The organism is Sphingomonas nostoxanthinifaciens (assembly GCF_019930585.1).
In the GTDB taxonomy this organism is placed as follows: Bacteria; Pseudomonadota; Alphaproteobacteria; order Sphingomonadales; family Sphingomonadaceae; genus Sphingomonas_I; species Sphingomonas_I nostoxanthinifaciens.
The window spans coordinates 449,160-472,825 of the sequence record NZ_CP082839.1; the positions used below are offsets into that span (position 1 = coordinate 449,160).

At 68.5% G+C, this 23,666-nt stretch carries 22 protein-coding genes; 7 read left to right on the forward strand and 15 right to left on the reverse strand.

Annotated features, from left to right (window positions below; all coding sequences use genetic code 11):
- Positions 1-11: 11 nt before the first annotated feature.
- The 6 genes from ssb to ispH form a co-directional block, all read right to left on the reverse strand.
- On the reverse strand, positions 12-554 hold the full coding sequence (gene ssb, locus K8P63_RS02055) for a single-stranded DNA-binding protein (protein ID WP_223798228.1): 543 nt from the start codon (positions 552-554) through the stop codon (positions 12-14).
- Positions 555-659: 105 nt separating this feature from the next.
- Positions 660-2,519, reverse strand: coding sequence for a ferrous iron transporter B (gene feoB / locus K8P63_RS02060; RefSeq protein WP_223798229.1), 1,860 nt, complete (start codon positions 2,517-2,519; stop codon positions 660-662).
- Complete coding sequence (locus tag K8P63_RS02065; protein ID WP_223798230.1) at positions 2,516-2,749, reverse strand: FeoA family protein; 234 nt, start codon at positions 2,747-2,749, stop codon at positions 2,516-2,518. Before K8P63_RS02065 ends, feoB begins: the two co-directional genes overlap by 4 nt.
- Positions 2,750-2,834: 85 nt before the next feature.
- Positions 2,835-3,284: a ribonuclease HI gene (gene rnhA / locus K8P63_RS02070; protein WP_223798231.1), complete on the reverse strand. Its 450-nt coding sequence runs from the start codon at positions 3,282-3,284 to the stop codon at positions 2,835-2,837.
- Positions 3,281-4,249, reverse strand: a complete 969-nt coding sequence (thrB, locus tag K8P63_RS02075; protein ID WP_223798232.1) for a homoserine kinase — start codon at positions 4,247-4,249, stop codon at positions 3,281-3,283. The genes rnhA and thrB overlap by 4 nt, the downstream gene beginning before the upstream one ends.
- Positions 4,250-4,265: 16 nt before the next feature.
- A complete protein-coding gene (gene ispH, locus K8P63_RS02080) occupies positions 4,266-5,234 on the reverse strand; it encodes a 4-hydroxy-3-methylbut-2-enyl diphosphate reductase (protein WP_223798233.1) in 969 nt (322 codons plus the stop codon).
- 85 nt (positions 5,235-5,319) lie between these two features.
- Here ispH and K8P63_RS02085 point away from each other — a divergent pair, with 85 nt between their 5' ends.
- Positions 5,320-5,958 (forward strand): hypothetical protein, encoded by a 639-nt coding sequence (locus tag K8P63_RS02085; protein ID WP_223798234.1) that lies wholly within the window; start codon positions 5,320-5,322, stop codon positions 5,956-5,958.
- A gap of 121 nt (positions 5,959-6,079) precedes the next feature.
- Here the strand turns inward: K8P63_RS02085 and K8P63_RS02090 are convergent, their stop codons facing one another.
- The 7 genes from K8P63_RS02090 to rhmD form a co-directional block, all read right to left on the reverse strand.
- Positions 6,080-7,354: a dicarboxylate/amino acid:cation symporter gene (locus K8P63_RS02090; protein ID WP_223798235.1), complete on the reverse strand. Its 1,275-nt coding sequence runs from the start codon at positions 7,352-7,354 to the stop codon at positions 6,080-6,082.
- A 130-nt stretch (positions 7,355-7,484) separates the two neighbouring features.
- Positions 7,485-8,543 carry an L-rhamnose/proton symporter RhaT gene (rhaT, locus tag K8P63_RS02095; RefSeq protein ID WP_223798236.1) on the reverse strand — a complete coding sequence of 353 codons (1,059 nt, stop codon included), beginning with the start codon at positions 8,541-8,543 and terminating at the stop codon, positions 7,485-7,487.
- A gap of 40 nt (positions 8,544-8,583) precedes the next feature.
- Positions 8,584-8,898, reverse strand: coding sequence for an L-rhamnose mutarotase (gene rhaM, locus K8P63_RS02100; RefSeq protein WP_223798237.1), 315 nt, complete (start codon positions 8,896-8,898; stop codon positions 8,584-8,586).
- Positions 8,898-9,806 (reverse strand): amidohydrolase family protein, encoded by a 909-nt coding sequence (locus tag K8P63_RS02105; protein WP_223798238.1) that lies wholly within the window; start codon positions 9,804-9,806, stop codon positions 8,898-8,900. The genes rhaM and K8P63_RS02105 overlap by 1 nt, the downstream gene beginning before the upstream one ends.
- Before the next feature lie 62 nt (positions 9,807-9,868).
- Positions 9,869-10,618, reverse strand: a complete 750-nt coding sequence (locus tag K8P63_RS02110) for an SDR family NAD(P)-dependent oxidoreductase (RefSeq protein WP_223798239.1) — start codon at positions 10,616-10,618, stop codon at positions 9,869-9,871.
- Entirely contained in the window at positions 10,615-11,472 is an 858-nt protein-coding gene (locus K8P63_RS02115) for a fumarylacetoacetate hydrolase family protein (RefSeq protein WP_223798240.1), read from the reverse strand. Before K8P63_RS02115 ends, K8P63_RS02110 begins: the two co-directional genes overlap by 4 nt.
- A 13-nt stretch (positions 11,473-11,485) precedes the next feature.
- Positions 11,486-12,673: an L-rhamnonate dehydratase gene (gene rhmD, locus K8P63_RS02120; protein ID WP_223798241.1), complete on the reverse strand. Its 1,188-nt coding sequence runs from the start codon at positions 12,671-12,673 to the stop codon at positions 11,486-11,488.
- Positions 12,674-12,767: 94 nt separating this feature from the next.
- Here rhmD and K8P63_RS02125 point away from each other — a divergent pair, with 94 nt between their 5' ends.
- From K8P63_RS02125 to K8P63_RS02150, 6 genes are all read left to right on the forward strand, one after another.
- Entirely contained in the window at positions 12,768-13,556 is a 789-nt protein-coding gene (locus K8P63_RS02125; RefSeq protein ID WP_223798242.1) for an IclR family transcriptional regulator, read from the forward strand.
- A 7-nt stretch (positions 13,557-13,563) separates the two neighbouring features.
- Complete coding sequence (locus tag K8P63_RS02130; protein WP_317629378.1) at positions 13,564-14,328, forward strand: SDR family NAD(P)-dependent oxidoreductase; 765 nt, start codon at positions 13,564-13,566, stop codon at positions 14,326-14,328.
- On the forward strand, positions 14,325-15,482 hold the full coding sequence (lldD, locus tag K8P63_RS02135) for an FMN-dependent L-lactate dehydrogenase LldD (RefSeq protein ID WP_223798244.1): 1,158 nt from the start codon (positions 14,325-14,327) through the stop codon (positions 15,480-15,482). The genes K8P63_RS02130 and lldD overlap by 4 nt, the downstream gene beginning before the upstream one ends.
- Before the next feature lie 29 nt (positions 15,483-15,511).
- Entirely contained in the window at positions 15,512-16,873 is a 1,362-nt protein-coding gene (locus tag K8P63_RS02140; RefSeq protein ID WP_223798245.1) for an MFS transporter, read from the forward strand.
- A gap of 89 nt (positions 16,874-16,962) precedes the next feature.
- On the forward strand, positions 16,963-18,696 hold the full coding sequence (locus K8P63_RS02145; protein WP_223798246.1) for a hypothetical protein: 1,734 nt from the start codon (positions 16,963-16,965) through the stop codon (positions 18,694-18,696).
- Positions 18,697-18,704: 8 nt separating this feature from the next.
- On the forward strand, positions 18,705-20,120 hold the full coding sequence (locus K8P63_RS02150) for an APC family permease (RefSeq protein ID WP_223798247.1): 1,416 nt from the start codon (positions 18,705-18,707) through the stop codon (positions 20,118-20,120).
- Positions 20,121-20,125: 5 nt separating this feature from the next.
- Here K8P63_RS02150 and K8P63_RS02155 read toward each other — a convergent pair whose 3' ends face one another.
- On the reverse strand, positions 20,126-21,940 hold the full coding sequence (locus K8P63_RS02155; protein WP_223798248.1) for a DUF885 domain-containing protein: 1,815 nt from the start codon (positions 21,938-21,940) through the stop codon (positions 20,126-20,128).
- A 68-nt stretch (positions 21,941-22,008) separates the two neighbouring features.
- A complete protein-coding gene (locus K8P63_RS02160) occupies positions 22,009-23,613 on the reverse strand; it encodes a M28 family peptidase (protein ID WP_223798249.1) in 1,605 nt (534 codons plus the stop codon).
- Between the last annotated feature and the right edge of the window lie 53 nt (positions 23,614-23,666).

The following is a 23,666-nucleotide window of genomic DNA, read 5'->3' on the forward strand; positions in this document are numbered from 1 at the left end:
AGGCTATGCCTTCAGAACGGCACATCGTCGTCGAGATCGCTGTCGAACGGCTGCGGCTTGCTGCCACCGCCGCTGCCACCGCCGCGATTGCCGCCCCCGAAGTCACGCCCGCCGCCGGCGCCCCGATCGCCGCCGCTACCGACGAAGCTGCTGTCATCGCCCCCGCTCCAGCCGCCGCCGGCGCCGCCACCACCGCCGCCTTCACGGCCGTCGAGCATCACCAAGGTGCCGTTGAAACCCTGCAGCACGATCTCGGTCGAATATTTGTCCTGGCCGTCGCTGCCCTGCCACTTCCGCGTCTGCAGCTGGCCTTCGATATACACCTTGCTGCCCTTGCGCAGATAGCGCTCGGCGGTGTTGGCGAGGCCTTCGTTGAAGATCGCGACCGAATGCCATTCGGTCTTCTCCTTGCGCTCGCCCGAAGCGCGGTCCTTCCACGTCTCCGACGTGGCGATGCGCAGGTTCACGACCTTGCCGCCATTCTGGAAGCTGCGCGATTCGGGATCGCGGCCCAGATTGCCGACCAGGATCACCTTGTTGACGCTGCCAGCCATTCTCTTCTTACTCCGTCATTCCAGCGAAAGCTGGAATCTCCCGCGGGAGATTCGCCCAGCCTTGAAAGACCCCAGCTTTCGCTGGGGTGACGGTGAAGGGCAAGTCTAAAGCCCCAGTGCGGTCGCCGTCCAGAAGGTGATGCCCGCGGCGATCCACGCCAGCCCGAACAGATAAGCGAGCGTGAAGGCCGGCCATGCCCAGCCGTTGGTCTCGCGCCGGATCACCGCGATGGTCGACAGGCATTGCGGCGCGAACACGAACCAGGCGAGGAAAGCGAGCGCGGTCGGCAGCGACCATGCCCCGCGCAGCCGCTCCGTCAGCCGCTCCTGGCCCTGCTTCTCGTCGTCGCCGGCGTCGATCGAATAGACCGTCTGCAGCGCCGAGACCGCCACCTCGCGCGCCGCCATCGCCGGGATGATCGCGAGGCTGAGCGCGTGATTGAAGCCGATCGGCCGCACGATCGGCTCCAGCCCGCTCGCGATGCGGCCCGCGATCGAATATTCGCTCTGCTTCATCGGGCTGCCCGCCGGCACCTGCGGATAGGAGGTGAGCAGCCACAAGGTCAGCGTGACGGCCATGATCGTGGTGCCCGCGCGGCGCAGGAATACGAACGCGCGCTGCCACAGGCCGATCGCGACGTCGCGCCACACCGGCATCTGATATTTGGGCAATTCCATCATGAAGCCGCCGCCGCCGCCGCGCGCGATCGTTCGCCTGAAGACCAGCGCCACCAGCATCGCTCCGGCGATCCCGGCGAGGTAGAGCCCGAACAGCACCAGCCCCTGCAGCCCCACGCCGGGCACGACCTGCCGCGCTGGGATGAAGGCGCCGATTATGACGGCATAGACCGGCAGCCGCGCCGAACAGGTCATCATCGGCGCGATCAGGATGGTGGTCAGCCGATCGCGCGGATCGTCGATCGATCGCGTCGCCATGATGCCGGGAATGGCGCAGGCGAAGGAGGAGAGGAGCGGGATGAAGGCACGCCCCGACAGGCCGACGCCCGCCATCAGCCGGTCCATCAGGAAGGCCGCGCGCACCATGTAGCCCGAGGCCTCGAGCACGAGGATGAAGGCGAACAGGATCAGGATCTGCGGCAGGAAGGCGACCACCGAGCCGACGCCGTTGATGACGCCCTCGACCAGCAGCGAGCGCAGGAAGCCGTCGGGCAGATGCGCCACCGCCTGATTGCCGAGCCAGGCCTGCAGACCGGCCAGCGCGTCGATCGGCGCCTGGCTCCACGAAAAGACCGCCTGGAACATCACGAACATCAGCACGGCGAGCAGGATCGGCCCGGCGACCGGGTGGAGCGCGACCCGGTCGAACCGCTGGGTCCACAAATTGGTCGCGCGCGTCTGCGTGGTGACGGCGTCGGCGATGCGGCGGGCACGGCGCTGGAGCGCGGTCAGGTCGTCGGCGGGCGGCGCGGCTAGAGCGAGCCGCCCGCCGCCGCCGACAGCGCGGCCGAGCGCCGCGCGCAATTCGTCGAGCCCGGTCTTGCGGACCGCCACGGTCGGCACGACCGGCACGCCGAGCTCGGCCGACAGGCGGGCCAGATCGATGTCGAGCCCGTCGCGGCGCGCCATGTCGATCATGTTGAGCGCGATGACCGTCGGCAGGCCGAGCGCGACGAGCTGCAGCGCGAAGCGGAGATGATTGTCGAGGTTGGTCGCGTCGAGCACCACCACCAGCGCCGATGGCCGCCGCTCGCCCGCCTGGGCGCCGAACAACACGTCGCGCGTCACCGCCTCGTCGGGGCTCGCGGGATCGAGGCTGTAGGTGCCGGGCAGGTCGACCAGTTCGATCGGCCGGCCGTCATCGAGCGCCAGCCGCCCCGATTTACGCTCGACCGTCACGCCGGGATAATTGCCGACCTTCTGCCGCGCGCCGGTCAAAGCGTTGAACAGCGCGCTCTTGCCGGCATTGGGGTTGCCGACCAGCGCGACCATCGGTGCGGGGGTCATGCGGGTTCGACGGTCACCGACGCGGCCAGACGTCGCCGCAGCGCGATCGTCATGCGGCCGACGCGGCACGCGATCGGCCCCTGGAACGCGCCGTGGTGCAGCGCCTCGATCGCCACGCCGTGGTCGAAGCCGAGCTCGCGCAGGCGCTTGCCCTCGCGCTCGCCCACGCTCGCCCAGTCGATCGCAGCGATGCGGGAAGGATGGCGGGGAGGAAGCTGGTCGAGGCGCACCGGCGCGGATCCTGTCATGGGGTGCGACTGATTATCAATATCTGGCGTGAATGGCTAGTGTACGACCGCCAGCCTTGTCTTTTCGCTAACGCCGCGTTGCCGCCACCGCCGCGTCGCTCGCCAGCCGATCGGCACGTTCGTTTTCGGGATGGCCGGCATGGCCCTTGACCCATTCCCACGCGATCCGGTGCGGGGCGGCGGCGGCGATCAGTTCCTGCCACAGGTCGGCATTCTTGACCGGCTGGCGCGCGGCGGTCTTCCAGCCGTTGCGCTGCCAGCCCTTCAGCCACTTGGTCAGTCCGTCCATCACGTAGCGACTGTCGGTCGACAGGGTCACGTGGCAGGGGCGGGTCAGCGCCTCCAGCCCGCGGATCGCGGCCATCAATTCCATGCGATTGTTGGTGGTGAGAATCTCGCCGCCCGACAATTCCTTCTCGGCCGTCCCCATGCGCAGCACGACGCCCCAGCCACCGGGGCCGGGATTGCCCTTGCACGCGCCATCGGTCGCCATCGCCACCTGCGGCAGCTCGCTCATGCCAGCGTCCCGCAGCGCGCGGCCAGCGCGGGGTCGTAGATTTTCAGCCGCCGCCAGAAGGCCAGCGGATCCTTGCGCGTCACCAGTGCGTCGGCCGGCGTGTTGAGCCAGTCCCACGCCCGCGACAAGGTGAAGCGGATGCAGGCGCCCACCGCCATGTCGCGGAAGGCGGATCGTTCGTCATCGTTCAATGGAAAATATCTCGAATAGCCCGCGATCAGGCCATCCCCGATCGCCGAATCATGCTGCATGCCGGTCGCGTCGAACGACCAGGCGGCGTGCATCACCGCTAGATCATAGAGGCGGATGTCGGTGCAGGCGAAATAGAAATCGATCAGCCCGGTCACGTCGTCGCCGATCATCAATACGTTGTCGGAGAACAGGTCGGCATGGATGGCGCACCGGTCGAGTCCCTCGCGATCCCATGTCGCCGCCAGTTCGCCGATCGCCAGCCCGAGATCGGCATGGAGGCCGGGGCTTATCGTATCGAGGCTGGTGCCGCATCGCTCGTACAGGCCCGCCCAGGTGGGTTGTCCCATCGAGTTCGCGCGGGATTCGCCGAAATCGGCCACGGCGCGATGCAATTGCCCCAGCGCGTCGCCGGCGGCGGTCGCCTGCGCGCGCGTCGGCTGTGACAGCGACACGCCCGGCAGGAAGCGGATCAGGCAGGCCGCCCGTCCGCACAATTGCTGGATCGCCTGGCCCGCGCGATCCTTGATCGCCGGCGGCACCGCCAGCCCCTTAGCCGCCAGATGATCGAGCAAGGCCATGAAGAAGGGCAGGTCGCCCGCATCGACGCGCTTCTCGTAGAGCGTCAGGATGAAGCGGCCTTCGGTCGTGTCGACCAGATAATTGCTGTTCTCCACACCCTCGGCGATGCCCTTGGCCGAGACGAGCGTGCCGACGTCGTAGCGGCCGAGCAGGTCCGCCAATTCCTCGGCGGAGACGTGGGTATAGACGGCCATGACGCTCCCGCTGCGCTTAGGCGGCTTCCAGGCCGCGCGGCAGCTTGAAGGTCATCGTCTCCAGCCGTCCCGCGACCTCGCGCTCGCACACGTCGTAGAGCGTCTTGAGATGATCGACGAGCGCGCGCACCAGCGCCTCGGGCGCGGAGGCGCCGGCAGTGATGCCGAGCGTGCGCACCCCGGCGAGCCAGTTCAGATCGAGCGCCTCGACGCAGGGGATCAGCTTCGCGCGCGCGCCGGCGCGTTCGGCGACCTCGGCCAGCCGGACCGAGTTGGACGAATTGGCCGCGCCGATCACCAGCATGGCGTCGCACAGGGGCGCGATCTCCTTCACCGCCGCCTGCCGGTTCGACGTGGCGTAGCAGATGTCCTCGCCGCGCGGCCCCTCGATCGTGGGGAAACGGCGGCGCAATGCCGCGACGATGTCGCTCGTGTCGTCGACCGACAACGTCGTCTGGGTCAGGAAGGCGAGGCGATCGGGATCGGGGGGGGCGATCGCCTCGGCGTCCGCCAGCGTCTCCACCAGCGTCATCTTGCCCTCGGGCACCTGGCCGAGCGTGCCTATCACCTCGGGATGGCCGCGATGGCCGATGAACAGGATATGCCGGTCGGCGGCCACCTGCCGTTCGGCCTCGCGATGGACCTTGGACACCAGCGGGCAGGTCGCATCGACGAAGTCGAGCCCGCGCGTCGCGGCCTTGTGCGGCACCGCCTTGGGTACGCCGTGCGCGGAGAAGACCACCGGGCGCCCGTCGGGCACCTCGTCCAGCTCCTCGACGAACACCGCGCCCTTGGCCTTCAGCGCATCGACGACATGCTTGTTGTGGACGATCTCGTGGCGGACGTAGACGGGCGGCCCGAGCTTCTTGATCGTCAGTTCGACGATGCGGATGGCGCGATCGACCCCGGCGCAGAAGCCTCGTGGCGCGGCGATCAGCAGGTCAAGCGGCGGCTTGGACCCTTGGGGGGGAGAGACGCGGTCCACCGCATCCCACTACGCCATTGCTTGCCCCGGCGGAAGGCGGTTCCTATGAGGCGTCTTTATCCCGGACGTAAGGATCCCCGCCCTCGTGACCCGTATCGTGCTTGCCTCGGTCGCCATGCTGTCGCTGTTGGGCGGCTGCGCGCACGACACCGATCTGGACGCGACCGGCGGGCTCAAGGTGGTGCGCTCGACCTGTCCGGCGGTCGCGGTGCCGGCCTATACCGGCGACGTCACGCTCTTCTCGCCCGAGCAGAGCCGCGACGCGCGCGCGCTCGACGTGATCGCGACGATCACCAACCTGCGCAGCCAGTGCGACCAGACCGGCACGGTGGTGCACGAAACGGTGACGTTCGACGTCGTCGCGCGCCGCTCCAGCCCGCATGGCGATCGCGAGCTGGTGCTGCCTTATTTCGCATCGGTCGTGCGCGCCGGCACGCGGATGATGTCGAAGCAGGAAAGCCGCGTCGCGATCCACTTCGCCGATGGCCAGCTCCGCGCGACCGCCACTGCCCAGGCCGGCGCCGACATCGAGAAGTCGCTGGCGACCTTGCCGCAGGTCGCCGCCGAGCGCCTGAACCGCAAGCGCAAGGCGACCGATGCGGACGCCTCGATCGATCCGCTGTCCGATCCGCGCATCAAGTCGGCGGTGAACCAGGCCAATTTCGAGCTGCTGATCGGCTTCCAGCTCAACGAATCGCAGCTCGCCTACAACGCGACGCGCTGATTCAGCCGGGATTGCCGTTCGCCCTAAGGGGGGACTGAGCCCAGGCGAAGGCCCGTCTCGAAGGGCCCTTCGAGACGCCGCTTCGACTTCGCTCAGCGGCTCCTCAGGGCGAACGGAAATGTCAGTTGCCGCCCAAGGCCTCCGCCAACCGCTCGCGGTCGAGCGCGCCTTCCCAGCGCGCCACCACGATCGTCGCCACCGCATTGCCGATGAAGTTGGTCAGGCTGCGGCACTCGCTCATGAAGCGGTCGACGCCGAGGATCAGCGCCATCCCCGCGACCGGCAGCGACGGGACGATCGACAAAGTCGCCGCCAGCGTGATGAAACCCGCACCGGTGACGCCCGCCGCGCCCTTCGACGACAGCATCGCCACGCCCAGCAGCAGCGCCTGCTCGCCCCACGACAGGTGGATGCCGCACGCCTGTGCGATGAACAACGCGGCGAGCGTCATGTAGATGTTGGTGCCGTCGAGGTTGAACGAATAGCCGGTCGGAACGACCAGGCCGACCACCGGCGTCGCGCACCCCGCGCGCTCCATCTTCTCGATCAGGCTCGGCAGCGCTGCCTCGGACGAGGAGGTGCCGAGCACGAGCAGCAGTTCGGGCACGAGATAGCGGATCAGCCGCAGGATTGAGAAGCCGGTGGCGCGCGCGACGAGCCCCAGCACCACCAGCACGAACAGCAACGACGTCAGGTAGAAGCAGGCGACCAACCCGGCGAGGTTGACCAGCACCCCCACGCCATATTGGCCGATGGTGAAGGCCATCGCGCCGAACGCGCCGATCGGCGCCGCCTTCATCAGGATGCCGACGATGCGGAACACCACCTTCTCGGCCGCGCCGACCAGATCCATCAGCGGCCGCGCCGGCTCGCCGACGAAGCCGATGGCGATCCCGGTCAGGATCGCGACGAACAGCACCTGCAGGATCTCCCCGCCGGCAAGCGCGCTCAGCATCGTGTCGGGGATGATCGCGAGCAGGAAGCCGGTGATCGTCTGGTCGTGCGCCTTGGCGGCGTAGGTCGCGACCTTCGACGCGTCGAGCGTCGCCGGATCGATATGCATGCCCGCGCCCGGCTGGACGACGTTCGCCACGATCAGGCCGATGATGAGCGCGGCGGTGGACAGCGTGAGGAAGTAGGCGAACGCCTTGCCGGCGATCCGCGCCACCGCGCCCAGTTCGCGCAGATGGGCGATGCCCGAGACGATCGTCAGGAAGATCACCGGCGCGATGATCATCCGCACCAGCTTCACGAAGCCGTCGCCCAGCGGCTTGAGGCTGGCGCCAAACGCGGGCCAGACGTGGCCGACGATCACGCCGGCGACGATCGCCACGATCACCTGCGCGTAGAGGTGGGTCCAGAGCGGGCGGCGTGGGGCGGTCGTGTCGTGCTGCATCGGTCCTCCGCTCGGGTCGCCGGGCGGCAGGCCTCGCCGGCACGACCTCGTCGGGACCATGGTGCACGTCGGCCCGCAGGATCGGGCGACCCCGATTGGCTATGCGACTCGGCGGCGGATCGCAAGCCGCTCAGGCGGCGAGGCGGTTGCCGTAGCCGATCACGATCGTCGCCAGCACCAGCAGGCCCACGCCGGCCCACACCATCCACCGCACGCGCGGCGCGGCATCCTTCCACTCGCGGAAGGCGAAGCCCCACAATGTGCCGAAGATAATGATCGACGCCATGTGCAGCGTCCATGACGAGAAGCCGAAGCGCCCCATCTGGCTCTCGCCCATCGTGTAGAAGAAGAACTGGAAATACCACAATGTCCCCGCCAGCGCGCACAGCAGCAGGTTGGCCAGCAGGGGCGCGCCGCGCGCCTCGCCGCGGCCGACCCACTGGCCGGCGCTGCGATTGCGCAGGATCAGCCACAGGCACCACACGGCGTTGGTGAGCAGGCCGCCGAACATGACGAGGCACAAGGTCGGCAGGCCGGTCCACAGCGGGCCGGTGCCGGCGGCGGCGGACAGCGCCTTGATCGGCTCGCCCGCGCTGATGCCGAACGCGAAGCAGGCCGACATGATGCCGGAGAAGACCGCGACCGCGATCCCCTTGCGGAAGTCGAACTCGGCGATGACCGCCGCCTTCTGGCTGTCCGAAAGTGCGGCATCCTTGCGCGCGCCGGCCAGTGCGACCACGACGATGCCGGCCATCGTCACGACCAGCCCGAGCAGGATGATGCGGCCGGATTCGGTCGCCAGCAACGTGTCGTAGAGCTTGCCCTGCACGATCGGCGGAATCAGCGTGCCGAACACGGTGCACAGCCCCAGCACCACCGCCATGCCGAGCGACAGGCCGAGATAGCGCATGGTGAGGCCATAGGTGAGCCCGCCGAAGCCCCAGAGGATGCCGAACAGCATGCACAGGCCGACGATATGGCCCGGAACCTGCGCGATCACGCCGAACAGATCCTCGGTCCGGATCCACGCGAAGAACCACGGCGCGATCACCCACGAGAAGATGCCGCCGGTGAGCCAGAAGATTTCCCAGTTCCAGCGCTTCACCCCGCGATAGGGCACGTAGAAGCTGGCCGAGGCGAGGCCGCCGATCCAATGGAAAAGCACGCCGAGAAGCGGGTTCGCACCCATCACACTCTCCCATAGAGCGGCGTTGGTGCCGCTTCGTCGTTCATTCGAGGTGGAACACGGTGTCGAGCGGGACGCTGGCCGGCGATCCGTCCGGGTTGGTCTCCATCAGCGGCGCCATCGCCGCCCACCAGCGGCGCATGACGGGATGCGCCGGCAGCGCGCCCATGCGGTGATCGTCGTCGCGCCAGAGCGTCGCGAACAGCGCGTTGGTTTCGGCATCGTGATGGATCGAATAATCGCGGATGCCCGCATCCTTGAGCAACGCCACCAGCTCGGGCCAGATTTCGTCGTGGCGCCGCCGATATTCGGCGAGCTGCCCCGGCTTCAGCGTCATGCGGAAGGCGATCTTCTCCATCAGACGTCGAGACCCAGCCGGTAGACGCGGTTGGCGTTGCGGCCGAAAAGGTCGCGCCGCTCGTCGTTCGAGAAGGGCGCGGCGAAGGCGTGGTAGGCCTCGAGATAGCGGTCGAACGGCGCGAACAACTTGTCGGTCGGCGAATCGCTCGCGAACATGCAGCGCGACACGCCGAACACGTCGATCACCTCGCGCAGGATCGGCGCGACCGTCTCCAGCGTCCACGCCCGATCGATGAAGCCGAGGCCGGAAATCTTGATGTGGACGTTCGGGCAGGCGGCAAGCGCGCGGATACCGTACCGCCACCGCACCATGCCCTCGCGCTCGGACGGGATCGGCATGCCAAGATGGTTGATGATCACCGGTACGTCCGGGTGGCGCTGGATCAGCGGCGCGAGCCCCGCCATCTGCGGTGCATAGCATTGCAGGTCGAACGACAGGCGATGCCGCCCGAGCCGGCCGAAGCCGCGCCACCAATCGTCGTCCAGCGTCGCGTCGCTGGGATTGTAGGTGCGCATCGGGTTGACGTGCCAGTTGACGATCTGGCGGATGCCGCGAACGTGCGGGTAGGCCGCATGCGCCTCCAGCAGTGCGTCGACGTCCGGATCCTGCAGTGGGGCGAAGGCGACGATACCGTTGGGCATGCCGTGCGCCGCCGATTGCGCCTCCAGCCAGCGCGTCTCGTCGAGCGCCTGTTCGGGCTCGGCGCCGGCATCGATGTGGACGATCCCGCGCACGTTCCAGCGCGCGGCGTCCTTGAGATAGTCTTCGACGCCATAATCGACCGCGATCGGCGCGGTGCTGCCGTTGGGGCCGCTGTCGTCGAACGGCGGCGTCAGCCACGGATAGCGGATGTGCGACAGATCCCACAGGTGGACATGGGCGTCGACGAACGGAACGAGGTCCAACTGCCTCTCCTTGGTGTGCGGGGCCGCCCCTCCTCTGGTGGGAGGGTGCTGGCCGGATCGTCTCAGAAGGTGGTGCGGCCGCCGGACGTGTCGAAGGTGGAGGCCGTGGTGAAGCTGCATTCCTCGCTGGCCATGAAGCAGATCATCGCCGCCGATTCCTCGACCTCGCCGAGGCGCCCCATCGGGATCTTGGAGCGCATGTAATCGACCTGGCTCTGCGGCAGCTGGGCGAGGATCGGGCTCTCGAACGTGGCCGGGGTCAGCGCGTTGGCGATCACGCCCTTGCCGGCGAGTTCCTTGCCGAGGCTCTTGGTGAGGCCGATCACCGCCGCCTTCGACGCCGAATAGGCCGAGGCGTTGGGATTGCCCTCCTTGCCTGCGACCGACGCGACGTTGACGATCCGGCCATAGCCCGCTTCCAGCATGAACGGCACGATCGCGCGGCAGCAATAGAACAGGCCGTTGACGTTGATGTCGAACACGCGCTGCCAGCTGTCGATCGGATATTCCCACACCGGCGCAGTGGCGCCGGTGATGCCGGCCGAGGCGACGAGGATGTCGATGCCGCCGAGCGCCTCGCGGCTCGCCTGCGCGGCGGCGGCGACGGCGGCGTGATCCGACACGTCGATCGCGCGGATGTGCGCGGCGCCGACCTCGGCTTTCGCCGCGCCCAGCGCCTCGGCGTTCAGATCCCACAGCGACACGGTGCCGCCCTCGGCGACGATGCGCTGCGCCACCGCCTTGCCGAGGCCGGAGGCGCCGCCGGTCACGATCGCGGTCCGACCCTCGAACCGTCCGGGATAGACGCTCATGCCGCGGCTCCCGTGCGGGGATGGCGCCACGCCGTCACGTGCTGGGTCTGCGTGCCGAGCTTGTCGATCGCCAGCGTCATCGTGTCGCCGGCCTTGAGGTAGACTGCGTCGGGCTTCTTGCCCTCGCCCACGCCCGGCGGCGTGCCGGTGATGAGCAGGTCGCCCGGCAGCAGAGTGATATATTCGCTGACATAGGAAATCAGTTCGGCCACCGCGAAGATCATCGTCTTGGTGTTACCGGTCTGCATCCGCTGGCCGTTGACGTCGAGGCTCATGGCCAGATCCTGCGGATCGCCGATCTCGTCGGGCGTCACCAGCCACGGGCCGACCGGGCAGAAGGTGTCGTGGCCCTTGCCCTTGCTCCACTGGGTGCCGCGCTGCTTCTGGTTGAAGCGCTCCGACACGTCGTTGACCAGCACGTAGCCGGCGACATGGTCGAGCGCCTCGGCCTGGTCGACATAGGTGCAGGTCTTGCCGATGACGACGCCCAGCTCGACCTCCCAGTCGCCATGGGTCGATCCCTTGGGCAGCATGACGTCGTCGTTCGGGCCCGACAGACTCGACAGCGCCTTCATGAACATCATCGGCTCGGTCGGGATCGGCAGGTTCGATTCGATCGCATGATCGCGATAATTGAGGCCGATCGCGACGATCTTGCCGATGCCGGCGACTGGCACGCCGTAGCGCGGGCTGCCTTCCACCACCGGCAGCGTCGTCGGATCGACACCGCGTACCGCGTCGATCGTGGCGACGCCGACGTCGGGGACGATGCCCGACAGGTCACGGATGACGCCGGCCTGATCGATCAGGCCGGGCTTCTCGGCGCCCGCGGGGCCGTAGCGGCAAAGCTTCATGAACCTGCTGTCCTCAATGCGTATAGGGGCGGTGGAGCGGAATATCGCGGTTGAGCTCGACGCCGAAGCCGGGCTTGTCGAGTTCGCTCGCGCGGATCTTGCCGTTGACCGGCACCGGCTCGCCCAGCAGCTGCGGCGCGAACATCGGCACCACCTCGCTCGGGCCAGGATGCATCATCAGGAACTCGGCGAACGGCGAGTTATGCCGCGTGATGACGAAGTGGTAGCTGTAGACCGAGGAACCGTGGGGGACCATCATCACCCCCTTGGCGTCGGCGTAATTGGCGATCTTGATGAGCTCGGTCACGCCGCCGCACCAGCCCACGTCGGGCTGGATGATGTCGCAGCATTCCATGTCCATCAGCATGCGGAAGCCCCAGCGGGTCGCCTCATGCTCGCCGGTGGTGACGAGCAGCCCCTTGGGCGCATTCTTGCGAAGCGCGGCATAACCCCAATAATCGTCGGGGCTGAGCGCCTCCTCGATCCACTTGAGCCCGCATTCGTCCCACGCGCGGTGCGCGAGGCGGGTGGCGTAATCGAGATCGAGGCTCATCCAGCAATCGAGCATCAGCCAGAAATCGTCGCCGCAGCGCGCGCGCATCTCGGCAAGGTCGGCGATATTCTTGTGCAGCCCCTCGATCCCCTCGGCGGGGCCGTGGTGGAGCGGCAGCTTGCCACCGATGAAGCCCATCTCCTTGGCGAGATCGGGCCGCGCGCCGGTGGCGTAGAATTGCAGCTCGTCGCGCACGTTGCCGCCGAGCAATTTGTAGACCGGCTCCTGCCGCAATTTGCCGAGCAGATCCCACAGAGCGAGGTCGACGCCGGAAATAGCGTTCACCACCAGCCCCTTGCGCCCGTAATATTGGGTCGAGAAGTACATCTGGTCCCAGATTTTCTCGTAATCCGCCGGATCGCGGCCTTCGAGGAAGCGGGCAAGATGCTTCTCGACGATGAAGCAGGCGGGCTCGCCGCCGGTCGTCACCGCGAAGCCGACCGTGCCGTCGGCCGCCTCGATTTCCACCACCAGCGTGCCCAGCACGTTGATGCCGAAGCTCTGCCGGCTCTGCCGATAATCGGGATAGCGCGCCATCGGCGTCGAGATATGGTCGTCGATCCAGTGGCCGGCGCCCTGGTCGTGATAGTCGGCGCCTCCGCCGCGCACCACGAATGCGCGGACCTGCTTGATCAACGGTAGCGCCACCGGCCTTCACTCTCTTATGCTTCGCCCAGCAGGCGCCGAGCTGATTGCCAATATGTGAGAATGTGTTCTATGAGTTGGAAGTGAGCAGGTCAAGATGAGCACGCCCCCATCGGACGCTACGTCGGCCAGCGTCGGCGCCGGCAGCCAGACGCTGATGCGCGGTCTCGACGTGATCGAGGCCGTGAGCGAAGGCTCGCTTTCGCTCGCCGAGCTTGCCCAACGCCTCGACCTCGCCAAGAGCACCGCGCACCGGCTGGCGAGCGCGCTGGTCGATCGCGGCTATCTCGGTTTCACGCCGCGCGCGGGCTATCGCCTTGGGCCGAAGCTGCTCGCGCTTGGTCACCTCGCGCACGCGCAGACCGATCTGATCCAGGTCGCGCGCGATCATCTCGAGCGGCTGGCGGCGTCGAGCGAGGATACGGTCCATCTCGGCATCCTCGACGGCGATCAGGCGCTCTACCTCGACAAGGTTGCGGGCCGCCGGCGCATCACGATCTCGAGTCGCGTCGGTGATCGCCATCCGCTCAGCTCGACCGGCCTCGGCAAGGCGCTGATGCTGGATCACCCGGTCGATTACTGGCTGGATCGGCTGGCGCGCGAACAGGAGACCAGCACGCACCGTATCGCCGCCGATCTCTGGCGCGAACGGATGGACGGCTATGTCGTCGCGGGCCGCGCGTTCGACCTCGAGGAGAATGAGGACCAGATACGCTGCGTCGCCGCGCCGCTGCGCGACGCCTCGGGCAAGATCGTCGGCGCGATCAGCGTCTCCAGCGCCGCGCAATATATGGACGATGCGCGCATGGACGCATTGTCGCACGACGTCGTGACGACCGCGCGGGCGATCAGCCGCGATCTCGGCTGGACCGACAAGGGCAAGTAGAAGGACCATCATGCTGCTTCACGGCAAGACTATGCTCGTCACCGGCGGATCCACCGGGATCGGCCGCGCGGCGGCGATCGAGGCGGCGCGGCAGGGTGCCGACGTCGGCATCAACTATGTCGGCGACGACGCAGCGGCAGACGCGGTGGTGGCGGAGATCCAAGCCGCCGGCCGCAAGGGCTTCGCGTTCAAGGCCGACGTCGCCGATCGCGCCTCCGCCCCGGCATTCGTCGCGCGCGGCGTGGCTGAACTGGGCAAGGTCGACATCTTCGTCAGCAATGCCGGCATCTGCCCGTTCCATGCCTTCCTCGACATGCCCGCCGAGACGTTCGAGCGGACGATGGACGTGAACTTGCACGGCGCCTTCTACATGGTGCAGGCCGCGGCCAACCAGATGGTGGCGCAGGGCGGGGGCGGCGCGATCGTCGCGGTCTCGTCGATCTCGGCGCTGGTCGGCGGCGAATTCCAGACGCATTACACGCCGACCAAGGCGGGCGTGCATTCGCTGATGCAGTCGGCGGCGATCGCGCTCGGCCGGCACGGCATACGCTGCAATTCGGTGCTGCCCGGCACGATCCTGACCGAGATCAACCGCGACGATCTGGCGGATGCCGACAAGCGCCGGCGGATGGAGGCGCGCATCCCGCTCGGACGCTTGGGCCAGCCCGAAGATCTCGCCGGGCCGATCGTCTTCCTCGCCTCCGATCTTGCCCGCTACGTCACCGGCGCGGCGCTGCTGGTCGATGGCGGCGCGTTCGTGAACCTGCAATGAGAAAGGCCGCATCCGCGCTCGACTATCGCGAGCTTGCCCGGCGGCGGCTGCCGCCCTTCCTGTTCGAATATATCGACGGCGGCTCCTATGCCGAGGTGACGCTGAAGCGCAACGTCGCCGAGCTTGAGCAGATCGCGCTGCGCCAGCGTGTGCTGACCGACGTCTCGCGCATCGACGTGTCGACCGAATTGTTCGGCCGGCGCCAGGCGCTGCCGGTGGCGCTCGCGCCGATCGGCCTTGCCGGCATGAATGCGCGGCGGGGCGAGGTGCAGGCGGCGCGCGCGGCGGAGGCGGCGGGCATTCCCTTTTGCCTGTCGACCGTCTCGGCCTGCCCGCTCGACGAAGTGGCGGCTGCGGTGTCGGAGCCGTTCTGGTTCCAGCTCTACATGATCCGCGATCGCGGCTTCATGCGCGAACTGCTCGGCAAGGCGAAGGCGGCGGGCTGCTCGACGCTCGTCTTCACCGTCGACATGCCGGTGCCGGGCTCGCGCTATCGCGATTATCATTCGGGCCTCGCCGGCGCGCCGGGGATGGCGGGGGCGCTGCGCCGCATGTGGCAGGGCGTCACCCATCCGCGCTGGGCGTGGGATGTCGGCGTCCATGGCCGGCCGCACCAGCTCGGCAACGTCGCGCCGGTGCTGGGCAAGAATACCGGGCTCGAAGATTTCTTCGCGTGGATGCGCAACAATTTCGACCCGACGGTCAGCTGGGCCGATCTCGATTTCATCCGCGAGACGTGGGACGGCCCGCTCGTCATCAAGGGCATCCTCGACGCCGAGGATGCGCGCGCGGCGGTGACGCTCGGCGCGGACGGCATCGTCGTCTCGAATCATGGCGGCCGCCAGCTCGACGGCGTGCCGTCTACCGCGCGCGCGCTGCCGCCGATCGTCGATGCGGTCGCGGGCAAGCTCACCATCCTCGCCGATGGCGGCGTGCGCTCGGGGCTCGACGTGGTGCGGATGCTGGCGCTGGGCGCCGACGGCGTGCTGCTCGGCCGTGCGTGGATCTATGCGCTGGCGGGCGGCGGGCAGGCCGGCGTCGCGCACATGCTCAAGCTGGTCGAGGCCGAGATGCGCGTCGCGATGGCGCTGACCGGCTGCACCGACATCCGCGCGATCGATCGCTCGCGGCTGGTTGCAGCGACGGTGGCCTAAACTGCCCCGTCCGCGCTAAGGCTGTACCCATGCAGCCTGAGCGCGGTGCCGTCCGCTACCCCCGGTGGACGATCGCGGCGACGATGCTGGCTTCCAGCCTCGCCTTCGTCGACGGGTCGGTGACGAACGTCGCTTTGCCGGCGATGGGGGCGGACCTGAAGGCCGATCCGGCGACATTGCCGTGGATCATCAGCGCCTATCTGTTGCCGCTCTCCGCCTTGCTGCTTTTCGGCGGCGCGGCGGGCGACCGCTTCGGGCGGCGGCGGATGCTGATCGGCGGCATCGTCATCTTCGCTTTGGCCTCGATAGGGTGCGCGTTGGCATCGGGCGCGGCCGGGTTGCTGGCGTCGCGCGCCTTGCAGGGGATCGGCGCGGCGATCCTGATGCCCAACAGCCTCGGCATCCTCGGCAGTTCGTTCACCGGCGAGGCGCGCGGCCGCGCCGTCGGCACCTGGGCCTCGGCCGGCGCGATCGCCAGCGCGGTGGGGCCACCGCTCGGCGGCTGGCTGGTCGATGCGGTCGGCTGGCGGACGATCTTCTACCTCAACCTGCCGATCGCGGCGGCCGCGATCCTCATCGCCTGGTTCGCGCTCGAGGAACGGCGCGACGGCGAGGGCCGGCTCGACTGGGGCGGCGCGATCCTCGCGACCGTCGCGCTCGGCGCGCTCACATGGGCGCTCACCGCCTGGTCGAGCCGCCATGCGGCGTCGCCGGGCATCTGGGGCGGGCTCGGTGCGGCAATCGTGCTCGGCGGCCTGTTCGTCGCGGTCGAGCGGCACCGCGGCGATCGGGCGATGATGCCGCTCGCTTTGTTCGGTTCGCGGCCGTTCGTCGGCCTCACGTTGCTGACCTTGCTGCTCTATGGCGCGCTCGGCGGGCTGATCGTGCTGCTGCCCTATTTGCTGATCGTCGGCGGCCATTACAGCCCGGTGCAGGCCGGCTTCGCCTTGTTGCCCTTCCCGATCGTCATCGGCACGGCGTCGCGCGCGATGGGGCGGCTGTCGGGGCGGCTGGGCGCGCGCTGGCCGCTGACGGTGGGGCCGATCGTGACCGGCCTGGGCTTCGCGCTGCTGCTGCGCGCCGATCCGACCGCGAGCTATTGGACGAGCATCCTGCCTGGCATGGCAGTGATCGCACTCGGCATGGCCGGTGCGGTCGCGCCGCTGACGACCGCGGTGCTGTCGTCGGTCGACGATCGCCATACCGGCACGGCGTCGGGCTTCAACAGCGCGGTCGCGCGCACCGGCGGGCTGATCGCGACCGCCTTGTGCGGCGCGGTGCTGTCGCGGACGGGCGGCGCGTTGGTCGACGCCTTCCACGCCGCCGCGATCGTGGCAGCGATCCTCGCGGTCGCTTCGGGCATCACCGCCTTCCTCACGCTCGATCGCTGAGCCGCCTTGCCGGGCGAGGTGCCGCGGCTAAGGTGGGGCCGTCGCGTGCAGCCGTCCGGCTCAAGCGTTTCTGGACCGGAGGCCGTGCAGTGAAGGCAGGACGAGCATTGGTTGCGGTCGCGATGGCGCTGTCCGCCGTTCCGGCCCGGAGCGCCGTGTCCGCGTCGCCGCACGTCACCGTCACCATTCCGGCGAGCGTCGGGCAGCCGGTCGACGGACGGCTGATCCTGCTGCTCTCGCCCAAGCTGACCGGCGAACCGCGCGAGCAGGTGTCGCTGGAAAGCGCGCTCAAATCGCCCTTCATGTTCGGCCAGACGATCGACGGCGTCCGGGCGGGCGCGTCGGTGTCGATCGGGTCGGCGGCGTTCGGCTGGCCGGTCGCGAACCTGCGCGCGCTGCCGGCGGGCGATTACATGATGCAGGTGGTGCTCAACCGCTACGAGACGTTCCACCGCGCCGACGGCCCGGTCGTCAAGCTCGCGCCCGACAAGGGCGAGGGGCAGAATTGGAAGATCAAGCCGGGCAATCTCTATTCGCGGCCGGTGCGCGTGCACTGGGATCCGAAGCGTCCGCCGGCGCTCGCCGCGACGCTGGATCAGGTGATGCCGCCGATCGCGGACAAGCCCGACACCGATTATATCAAGCATGTGCGCATCAAGAGCGCGCGGCTCTCGGCCTTCTGGGGGCGGCCGGTCTATCTGCGCGCGCACGTGCTGCTGCCCGACGGCTTCGCCGCGCACCCGCAGGCGCATTATCCGCTGATGGTGTTCCACGGCCATTTCCCCGACGATATTTCGGGGTTTCGCACCACGCCGCCGGATCCGAATCTGAAGCCCGATTATTCGGAGCGCTTCCACGTCGCGGGCTATAACCGCATCCAGCAGCAGGAGGCCTACGCCTTCTACCAGAAGTGGATTGCGAAGGATTTTCCGCGCTTCATCGTGATCGAGATCGACCACGCCAATCCCTTCTTCGACGACAGCTACGCGATCAACTCGGCCAATCTCGGCCCCTATGGCGACGCGATCAATTACGAGCTGATCCCCGAGATCGAGAAGCGGCCCCGCGGGATCGGGCAGGGCTGGGCGCGCTTCACCTATGGCGGTTCGACCGGCGGGTGGGAGGCGATCGCCACCCAGGTCTTCTATCCTGACATGTATAATGGCGCGTTCGTCGCCTGCCCCAGCCCGCTCGATTATCACACGCTGACGGTGATCGACCTGTACGGCGACAAGAACGCCTATGTGCTCAAGGGCAATGCCCAGTCGATCGAGCGGCCCGCGATGCGCACCTATCTCGGCGAGATCATCGCGACCCAGCGCGACATCAATTATCAGGAGCTGGTGGCGGGCGACAAAGGCCGTTCGGGCGGGCTCTACGACGGCTGGCAGGCGGTGTGGTCGCCAATGGGCAAGGACGGTTATCCCGATCCGGTGTTCGACAAGGTGACGGGCGCGATCAAGCCCGAGATCGCGGCCTATTGGCGCGAGCATTCGGACCTGACCCACATCATCCAGCGCGACTGGAAGACGCTGGGGCCGAAGCTCGCCGGCAAGCTCCACATCTATGTCGGCATCGGCGACAATTATTTCCTCACCGACGCGGTCTACCGCATGCAGGACGTGCTGGAGGGGCTGAGCAGCCCGGCCTATGGCGGCGAGGTCGCCTACGGCAATCGCGCCGAGCATTGCTGGAACGGCGACCCGACCCAGATCAACGCGCTGACGCGGCTGCATTATAACTTCCAGTTCCTGCCGAAGATCGTGAAGCGCATCGCGGACACCGCCCCGCCGGGCGCGGACCTCACGAGCTGGCGCTATTGAGCCGGCGGATGGCGCAACCGAACCTGTTCTCCGCCTTCCTTCGCTGCAAGCCGGTGACCGAGTTCGTCGGCGGCGGTGGCGAAGGCGCGGCGCTATCGCGGCGGATCGGCCTGTTCCAGCTGACGATGCTGGGGGTCGGCGCGACGATCGGCACCGGCATCTTCGTCGCGCTGACCACCGCCGTGCCCGAGGCGGGGCCGGCGGTGAGCCTGTCGTTCGTGCTGGCCGGCATCACCGCCGCGCTGACCGCGCTCTGCTATGCCGAATTGGCCTCGGCGGTCCCGGCGGCCGGCTCGTCCTATTCCTATGCCTATGCGACGCTGGGCGAGCTGGCGGCCTTCCTGATCGGCGCGTGCCTGCTGCTGGAATATGGCGTGTCGGCATCCGCCATCGCGGTCGGCTGGGGCCAGTATCTCAACGAATTGTTCGCGCTGACCGTCGGCTGGCAGATGCCCACCGCGCTCGCCAATCCGCCCGGCGCGGGCGGGATCGTCAACGTGCCGGCGGCGGTGCTGGTCGGGCTGTGCACGATCCTGCTGCTGCGCGGTGCGCGCGAATCGACCACCGCCAATGCCGTGCTGGTGGTCGCGAAGCTGGCCGTGCTGGCGTTGTTCGTGGTGATCGCGCTGGCGCACTTCCGCGCGGCCAACTTCCACCCGTTCGCGCCGAAGGGGCTGGCCGGGATCGGCTCGGCCGCCTCGTCGATCTTCTTCTCCTATATCGGCATCGACGCCGTCTCGACCGCGGGCGAGGAGGTCGACGATCCGCGCCGCACGCTGCCGCGCGCGATCATCCTGTCGCTGTTGATCGTCACCGGCGCCTACATCCTCGTCGCGGTTGCCGCCATCGGCGCGCAGCCGTGGACGGCGTTTGCGGGGCAGGAGGCGGGGCTGGCGGTGATCCTCCACACGCTCACCGGCGCGGCCTGGCCGGCGGTGCTGCTGTCGCTGGGTGCGATCGCCTCGATCTTCAGCGTGACGTTGGTAGTGCTCTACGGCCAGACGCGCATCCTCTACGCGATGAGCCGCGACGGCCTGCTGCCCGCCTTCTTCCGCCGGATCGATCCGGTGAGCCATGTGCCGCGCCAGAACACGCTGGTGGTGGCGGCGGCCGTCGCGCTGCTGGCGGCTTTGGTGCCGCTCGACGTGCTGGTGAACCTCACCAGCATGGGCACGCTGATCGCGTTCGCGACGGTGTCGATCGGCGTGATGATCCTGCGTCGCACCCGGCCCGATCTGCCGCGCGGCTATCGCGTGCCGCTCTACCCCGCGCTGCCGATCGCGAGCGCCCTGTTCTGCCTCTACCTGATCGCCGGGCTGCCGGCGGACACCTACGCGCTGTTCGCCCTATGGCTGGCGGGGGCGGCGGCGATCTATCTCGGCTATTCGGTGCACCGCTCGCATCTGGCGCGCCCGGCTGGCTGAGCGTCTCAGGCGACCGGCGTCCCGTCCCACGCGTCGACCATCGCCTCCAGCACCGGCATCGGCATCGCGCCGGCGAGGATCACGAGATCGTGGTACGCGCCGACGTCGAACCTCGCGCCCAGGCGCTGCCGCACCCGCTCGCGCGCGGCGAAGATGCGCGACTGACCATACATGAAGGCGCAGGCCTGCCCCGGCAGCACGCAGTAGCGATCAATCTCGCGCTCGGTCGAGGTCACCTGCTCGCCCGAATGATCGACCATCCAGTCGACCGCCTGCCGGCGGCCCCAGCGTTTGTGGTGTAGGCCCGTATCGACCACGATCCGGGTCGCACGCCACAGCATCGACTGGAGATAGCCGATGCGGCCGAGCGGATCGCCCTCGAAGACGCCGATCTCGTCGGCGACGCGCTGGCCGTAGAGCCCCCAGCCTTCCGAATAAGCCGAGAAGCGGGCAAGCTGCTTATAGGCCGGCTGGCGCGCGGCGACGCTCTTGAAGATCGAGATCTGCAGATGGTGTCCGGGCAGGCCCTCGTGATGGATCAAGGTCGGCAGGCGCCAGGCGGGCCATTCCTGCGGATGCTGCAGGTTGATCGAGATGACGCCCGGCCGCGATCCGTCCGCAGCCCCGCCATTATAAAAAGCACCGGGCGAGCCCGCCTCGATGTTGGGCGGTACGCGCCGAACGTCGATGTCGTGCGCGGGCTGGCTGCGGAAGGCGCGCGGCAGCAGCGGGAAGATCTTTTCGAGATCGGCATGGGCGTTGGCGAGCACCAGCGCGCGGCCGGCATCGTCGTCGGGCACGCGCATCCGTGGATCCATGTCGAGCGCGTGGAGGCGATCCTTGAGCGCGCCGCCGGTCATGCCCTGCGCCGCCAGCATCTTCTCCAGCTCGACGGTGATCTCGTCGACGATGGCGAGGCCCAGCCGGTGCATCTCCTCGGGCGGCATCGGCGTGGTGGTGTTGGAACGCAGCGCGGCGGCATACCATGCCTCGCCGTCGGGCTGCGCCCACACGCCCGCCGCGGATTTGGCGCGCGGCTGCAGCGCCTTGAGCGCAGCGACCTGCCGGTCGAGCGCGGCGCGGATCGGCCCGTCCCACAGCTGGATCGCACGGGCGGGATCGAGCGCGAGGCCCTTGGCCTTGGCCCCCGCGAGCGGCTCGCGCAGCAGGATCGACTGCGCGGCGGGCGTGTCGCGCAGCGCCGCGATCTGCACGATCGTGCGCGCGAGGATGAAGTCGGGCGGGATCACGCCGCGCGCGGCATCGCCACGGATGCGGGCGGTCTCCTGATCGAACGCCGCCGGCAAGGCTGTCAGCCGCGCAAGATAGGCATCGACGTCGGCCGGGCTCTGCATGCGCGCGCGGCTGAAGAATTCCGGCTCCCAATAATAAGCGCCGGCCATCTGGTTCACGACATAGGGGTTGGGCCGCAAATTCATGTCGACGAAGCCGTAGCGGCCCATCAGATCGGCATAATTTTCGTAGGTGAAGGCGGCGATATCGTAATCGCGCTGCATCGCCGGGCTCAGCCGCGATCGATCGAACGCGCGCAGCTCGGCGAGCCAGCGTCGTGCGATCGCCGCCTGCTGATCCTTGCCCGCCTGCGAGCGATCGTCGAGCCGGAGGCGTGCCGCGGCGTAGCGGCCATCCTTGTCGATCCCCGCGGCGAACTCCGGCGTCAGCGCGACATAATCGTCGAATTGGCGCAGCAGCAGCGCCTGGAGCGCCCCGTCCGGCCCATTCGCTACAGGGGCGGCGACTGCGCGTGTGCCGGCGGCCGCCAGTGCCGCCGCGCCGAAGGTGAAGGTTCTGCGATCCATGCCGTGCCCCGCTTGCTTCGGAGCGTCCGGCATAGCCCGGCTTCGTATACGATCAAGCGGAAGGTCGCTTAGCGGCTCCGCGCGGCTGCGCTCGTCGCGCGCAGCGGCTGGTATTCGCTGTCGGCATTCCAGTCGGGCCACGTGGCGCTGTCCGCGACCTCGCGGCCGAGCTGGTAGGCGACCGTCGCCTCCTGCGCGGTGCCGGCGAAGGTCCAGCGCGGATCGAACTGATCGCACGGCTGGTGGTAGCAATCATGATTGTAGCGCGCGACGATCGCGTCGCCCTTGGCATGGCCGCCGTCGATCAGGTCGCGCCCGGCGCGGAACGCCACCGTCGGCACGCCGCGCTTGGCGAACGAATAATGATCCGAGCGGAAATACCAGCCCGCCTCCGGGAACGGCTCGGGCACCACGCGCAGCTTGTTCGCCGCCGCCACCCGCGTCAGCTCCGCCTCCAGCGGCGTGCGGCCGCCGCCGATCAGCTCCAGATCGCGCGCGGCGGGCAGCACCAGATGCGGGTCGAGGTTGAGCGCCAGCGCGGTGCGCTCCAGCGGATAGAGCGGGTGGGCGGCATAATATTCGGAGCCGAGCAGCCCCTTCTCCTCGGCGGTCCATGCGGCGAACACGACCGTCCGCGCCGGGCGCGGGCCGTGGGCAAAGGCGCGCGCCACCTCCAGCAGCTCGGCGGTGCCCGCGCCATTGTCGATCGCGCCGTTGCGGATCGCGTCGCCGGTCGCATCGGGCCCGTTGGTGCCGTTCGCGTCCCAATGCGCGCCGTAGATCACATAACCGTCCGGCCGCGACGCGCCGGGCAGGCGCGCGATCACGTTGTGACTGATAAACGGTGTCGCGATCAGCGTGCCGTCGAGCGACAGGCTCGCGCCCGGGAGCGGGAATGCGTGGAACGCGGGATCGCGCGCGCGCTGCTTGAGTGCGTCGAGCGTCAGGCCCTGCTGCTGCAACAGCGCCGCCGCCACGTCGCCCGCGAGCCAGCCGGTCGCCTTGAGCCCGGTGGGTAGCAGCGGCGCCAGCACCGCCGACGGCACCGCATCGCCGCTGCCGACCTGGAAGAAGGGGTAGCTCGCTGCGGCATCCTCATGGATCACGAGGACGGCGATCGCACCAGCCTTCGCCGCCGCCTCGAACTTCGCGCCGATCCGGCCGGCATAGACCAGCCGTCGGCCCTCGAAGCCGAGATCGCGCCCGCCCTCGAAATCGGGATCGTTGGCGAGTACGACCGCGACCTTGCCGGACATGTCGATGCCGCGATAGGCATCCCAGCCGCGCTTGGCATCGACCACGCCGAAGCCCGCGAAGACCAGAGGCGCATCGGTGAGCGTCGTGCGACCGGCATTGTGCAGCCCGAGCGTCGCCTGCGTGCCCAGCGCCAGCGGGTGCGTTGTGCCGCCGAACGCGATGGCCATCGTCGCGCCGGGCGCGCGGTCCAGCCGTACCATCGGCACGTCCTGCAGCCAGCCGCCATTGGCCCCGCCGGGCTTGAGGCCGGCAGCGGCGAACTGGCGCGTCAGGAATGCGGTCGTCTGCCGTTCGCCGACCTCGCCTGGCCCGCGCCCGGCGAAGGCGTCGGACGAGAGGACCTTGTCGTCGGCCTTGATGCGATCGGGCGAGATCAGGCTGGCGGCGGCAGCAGCGAGGAGGGGGAGTGCGAACATCCCCCCTTCTTGCCCGTCACTTGCGACGTGGCAAGCAGCGCAACGTTGCCGTC

Excerpts from the sequence above, each read along its gene's own strand:
- K8P63_RS02110 (WP_223798239.1), bottom strand. The coding sequence starts at position 10,618 with ATGAGCGTCTATCCCGGACGGTTCGAGGGTCGGACCGCGATCGTGACC.
- K8P63_RS02125 (WP_223798242.1), top strand. The coding sequence starts at position 12,768 with ATGAGCACGCCCCCATCGGACGCTACGTCGGCCAGCGTCGGCGCCGGC.
- K8P63_RS02140 (WP_223798245.1), top strand. The coding sequence starts at position 15,512 with ATGCAGCCTGAGCGCGGTGCCGTCCGCTACCCCCGGTGGACGATCGCG.
- K8P63_RS02115 (WP_223798240.1), bottom strand. The coding sequence starts at position 11,472 with ATGAAGCTTTGCCGCTACGGCCCCGCGGGCGCCGAGAAGCCCGGCCTG.
- K8P63_RS02155 (WP_223798248.1), bottom strand. The coding sequence starts at position 21,940 with ATGGATCGCAGAACCTTCACCTTCGGCGCGGCGGCACTGGCGGCCGCC.
- feoB (WP_223798229.1), bottom strand. The coding sequence starts at position 2,519 with ATGACCCCCGCACCGATGGTCGCGCTGGTCGGCAACCCCAATGCCGGC.
- thrB (WP_223798232.1), bottom strand. The coding sequence starts at position 4,249 with ATGGCCGTCTATACCCACGTCTCCGCCGAGGAATTGGCGGACCTGCTC.
- K8P63_RS02150 (WP_223798247.1), top strand. The coding sequence starts at position 18,705 with ATGGCGCAACCGAACCTGTTCTCCGCCTTCCTTCGCTGCAAGCCGGTG.
- lldD (WP_223798244.1), top strand. The coding sequence starts at position 14,325 with ATGAGAAAGGCCGCATCCGCGCTCGACTATCGCGAGCTTGCCCGGCGG.
- ssb (WP_223798228.1), bottom strand. The coding sequence starts at position 554 with ATGGCTGGCAGCGTCAACAAGGTGATCCTGGTCGGCAATCTGGGCCGC.
- rnhA (WP_223798231.1), bottom strand. The coding sequence starts at position 3,284 with ATGAGCGAGCTGCCGCAGGTGGCGATGGCGACCGATGGCGCGTGCAAG.
- K8P63_RS02160 (WP_223798249.1), bottom strand. The coding sequence starts at position 23,613 with ATGTTCGCACTCCCCCTCCTCGCTGCTGCCGCCGCCAGCCTGATCTCG.
- rhaM (WP_223798237.1), bottom strand. The coding sequence starts at position 8,898 with ATGGAGAAGATCGCCTTCCGCATGACGCTGAAGCCGGGGCAGCTCGCC.
- rhaT (WP_223798236.1), bottom strand. The coding sequence starts at position 8,543 with ATGGGTGCGAACCCGCTTCTCGGCGTGCTTTTCCATTGGATCGGCGGC.
- K8P63_RS02090 (WP_223798235.1), bottom strand. The coding sequence starts at position 7,354 with ATGCAGCACGACACGACCGCCCCACGCCGCCCGCTCTGGACCCACCTC.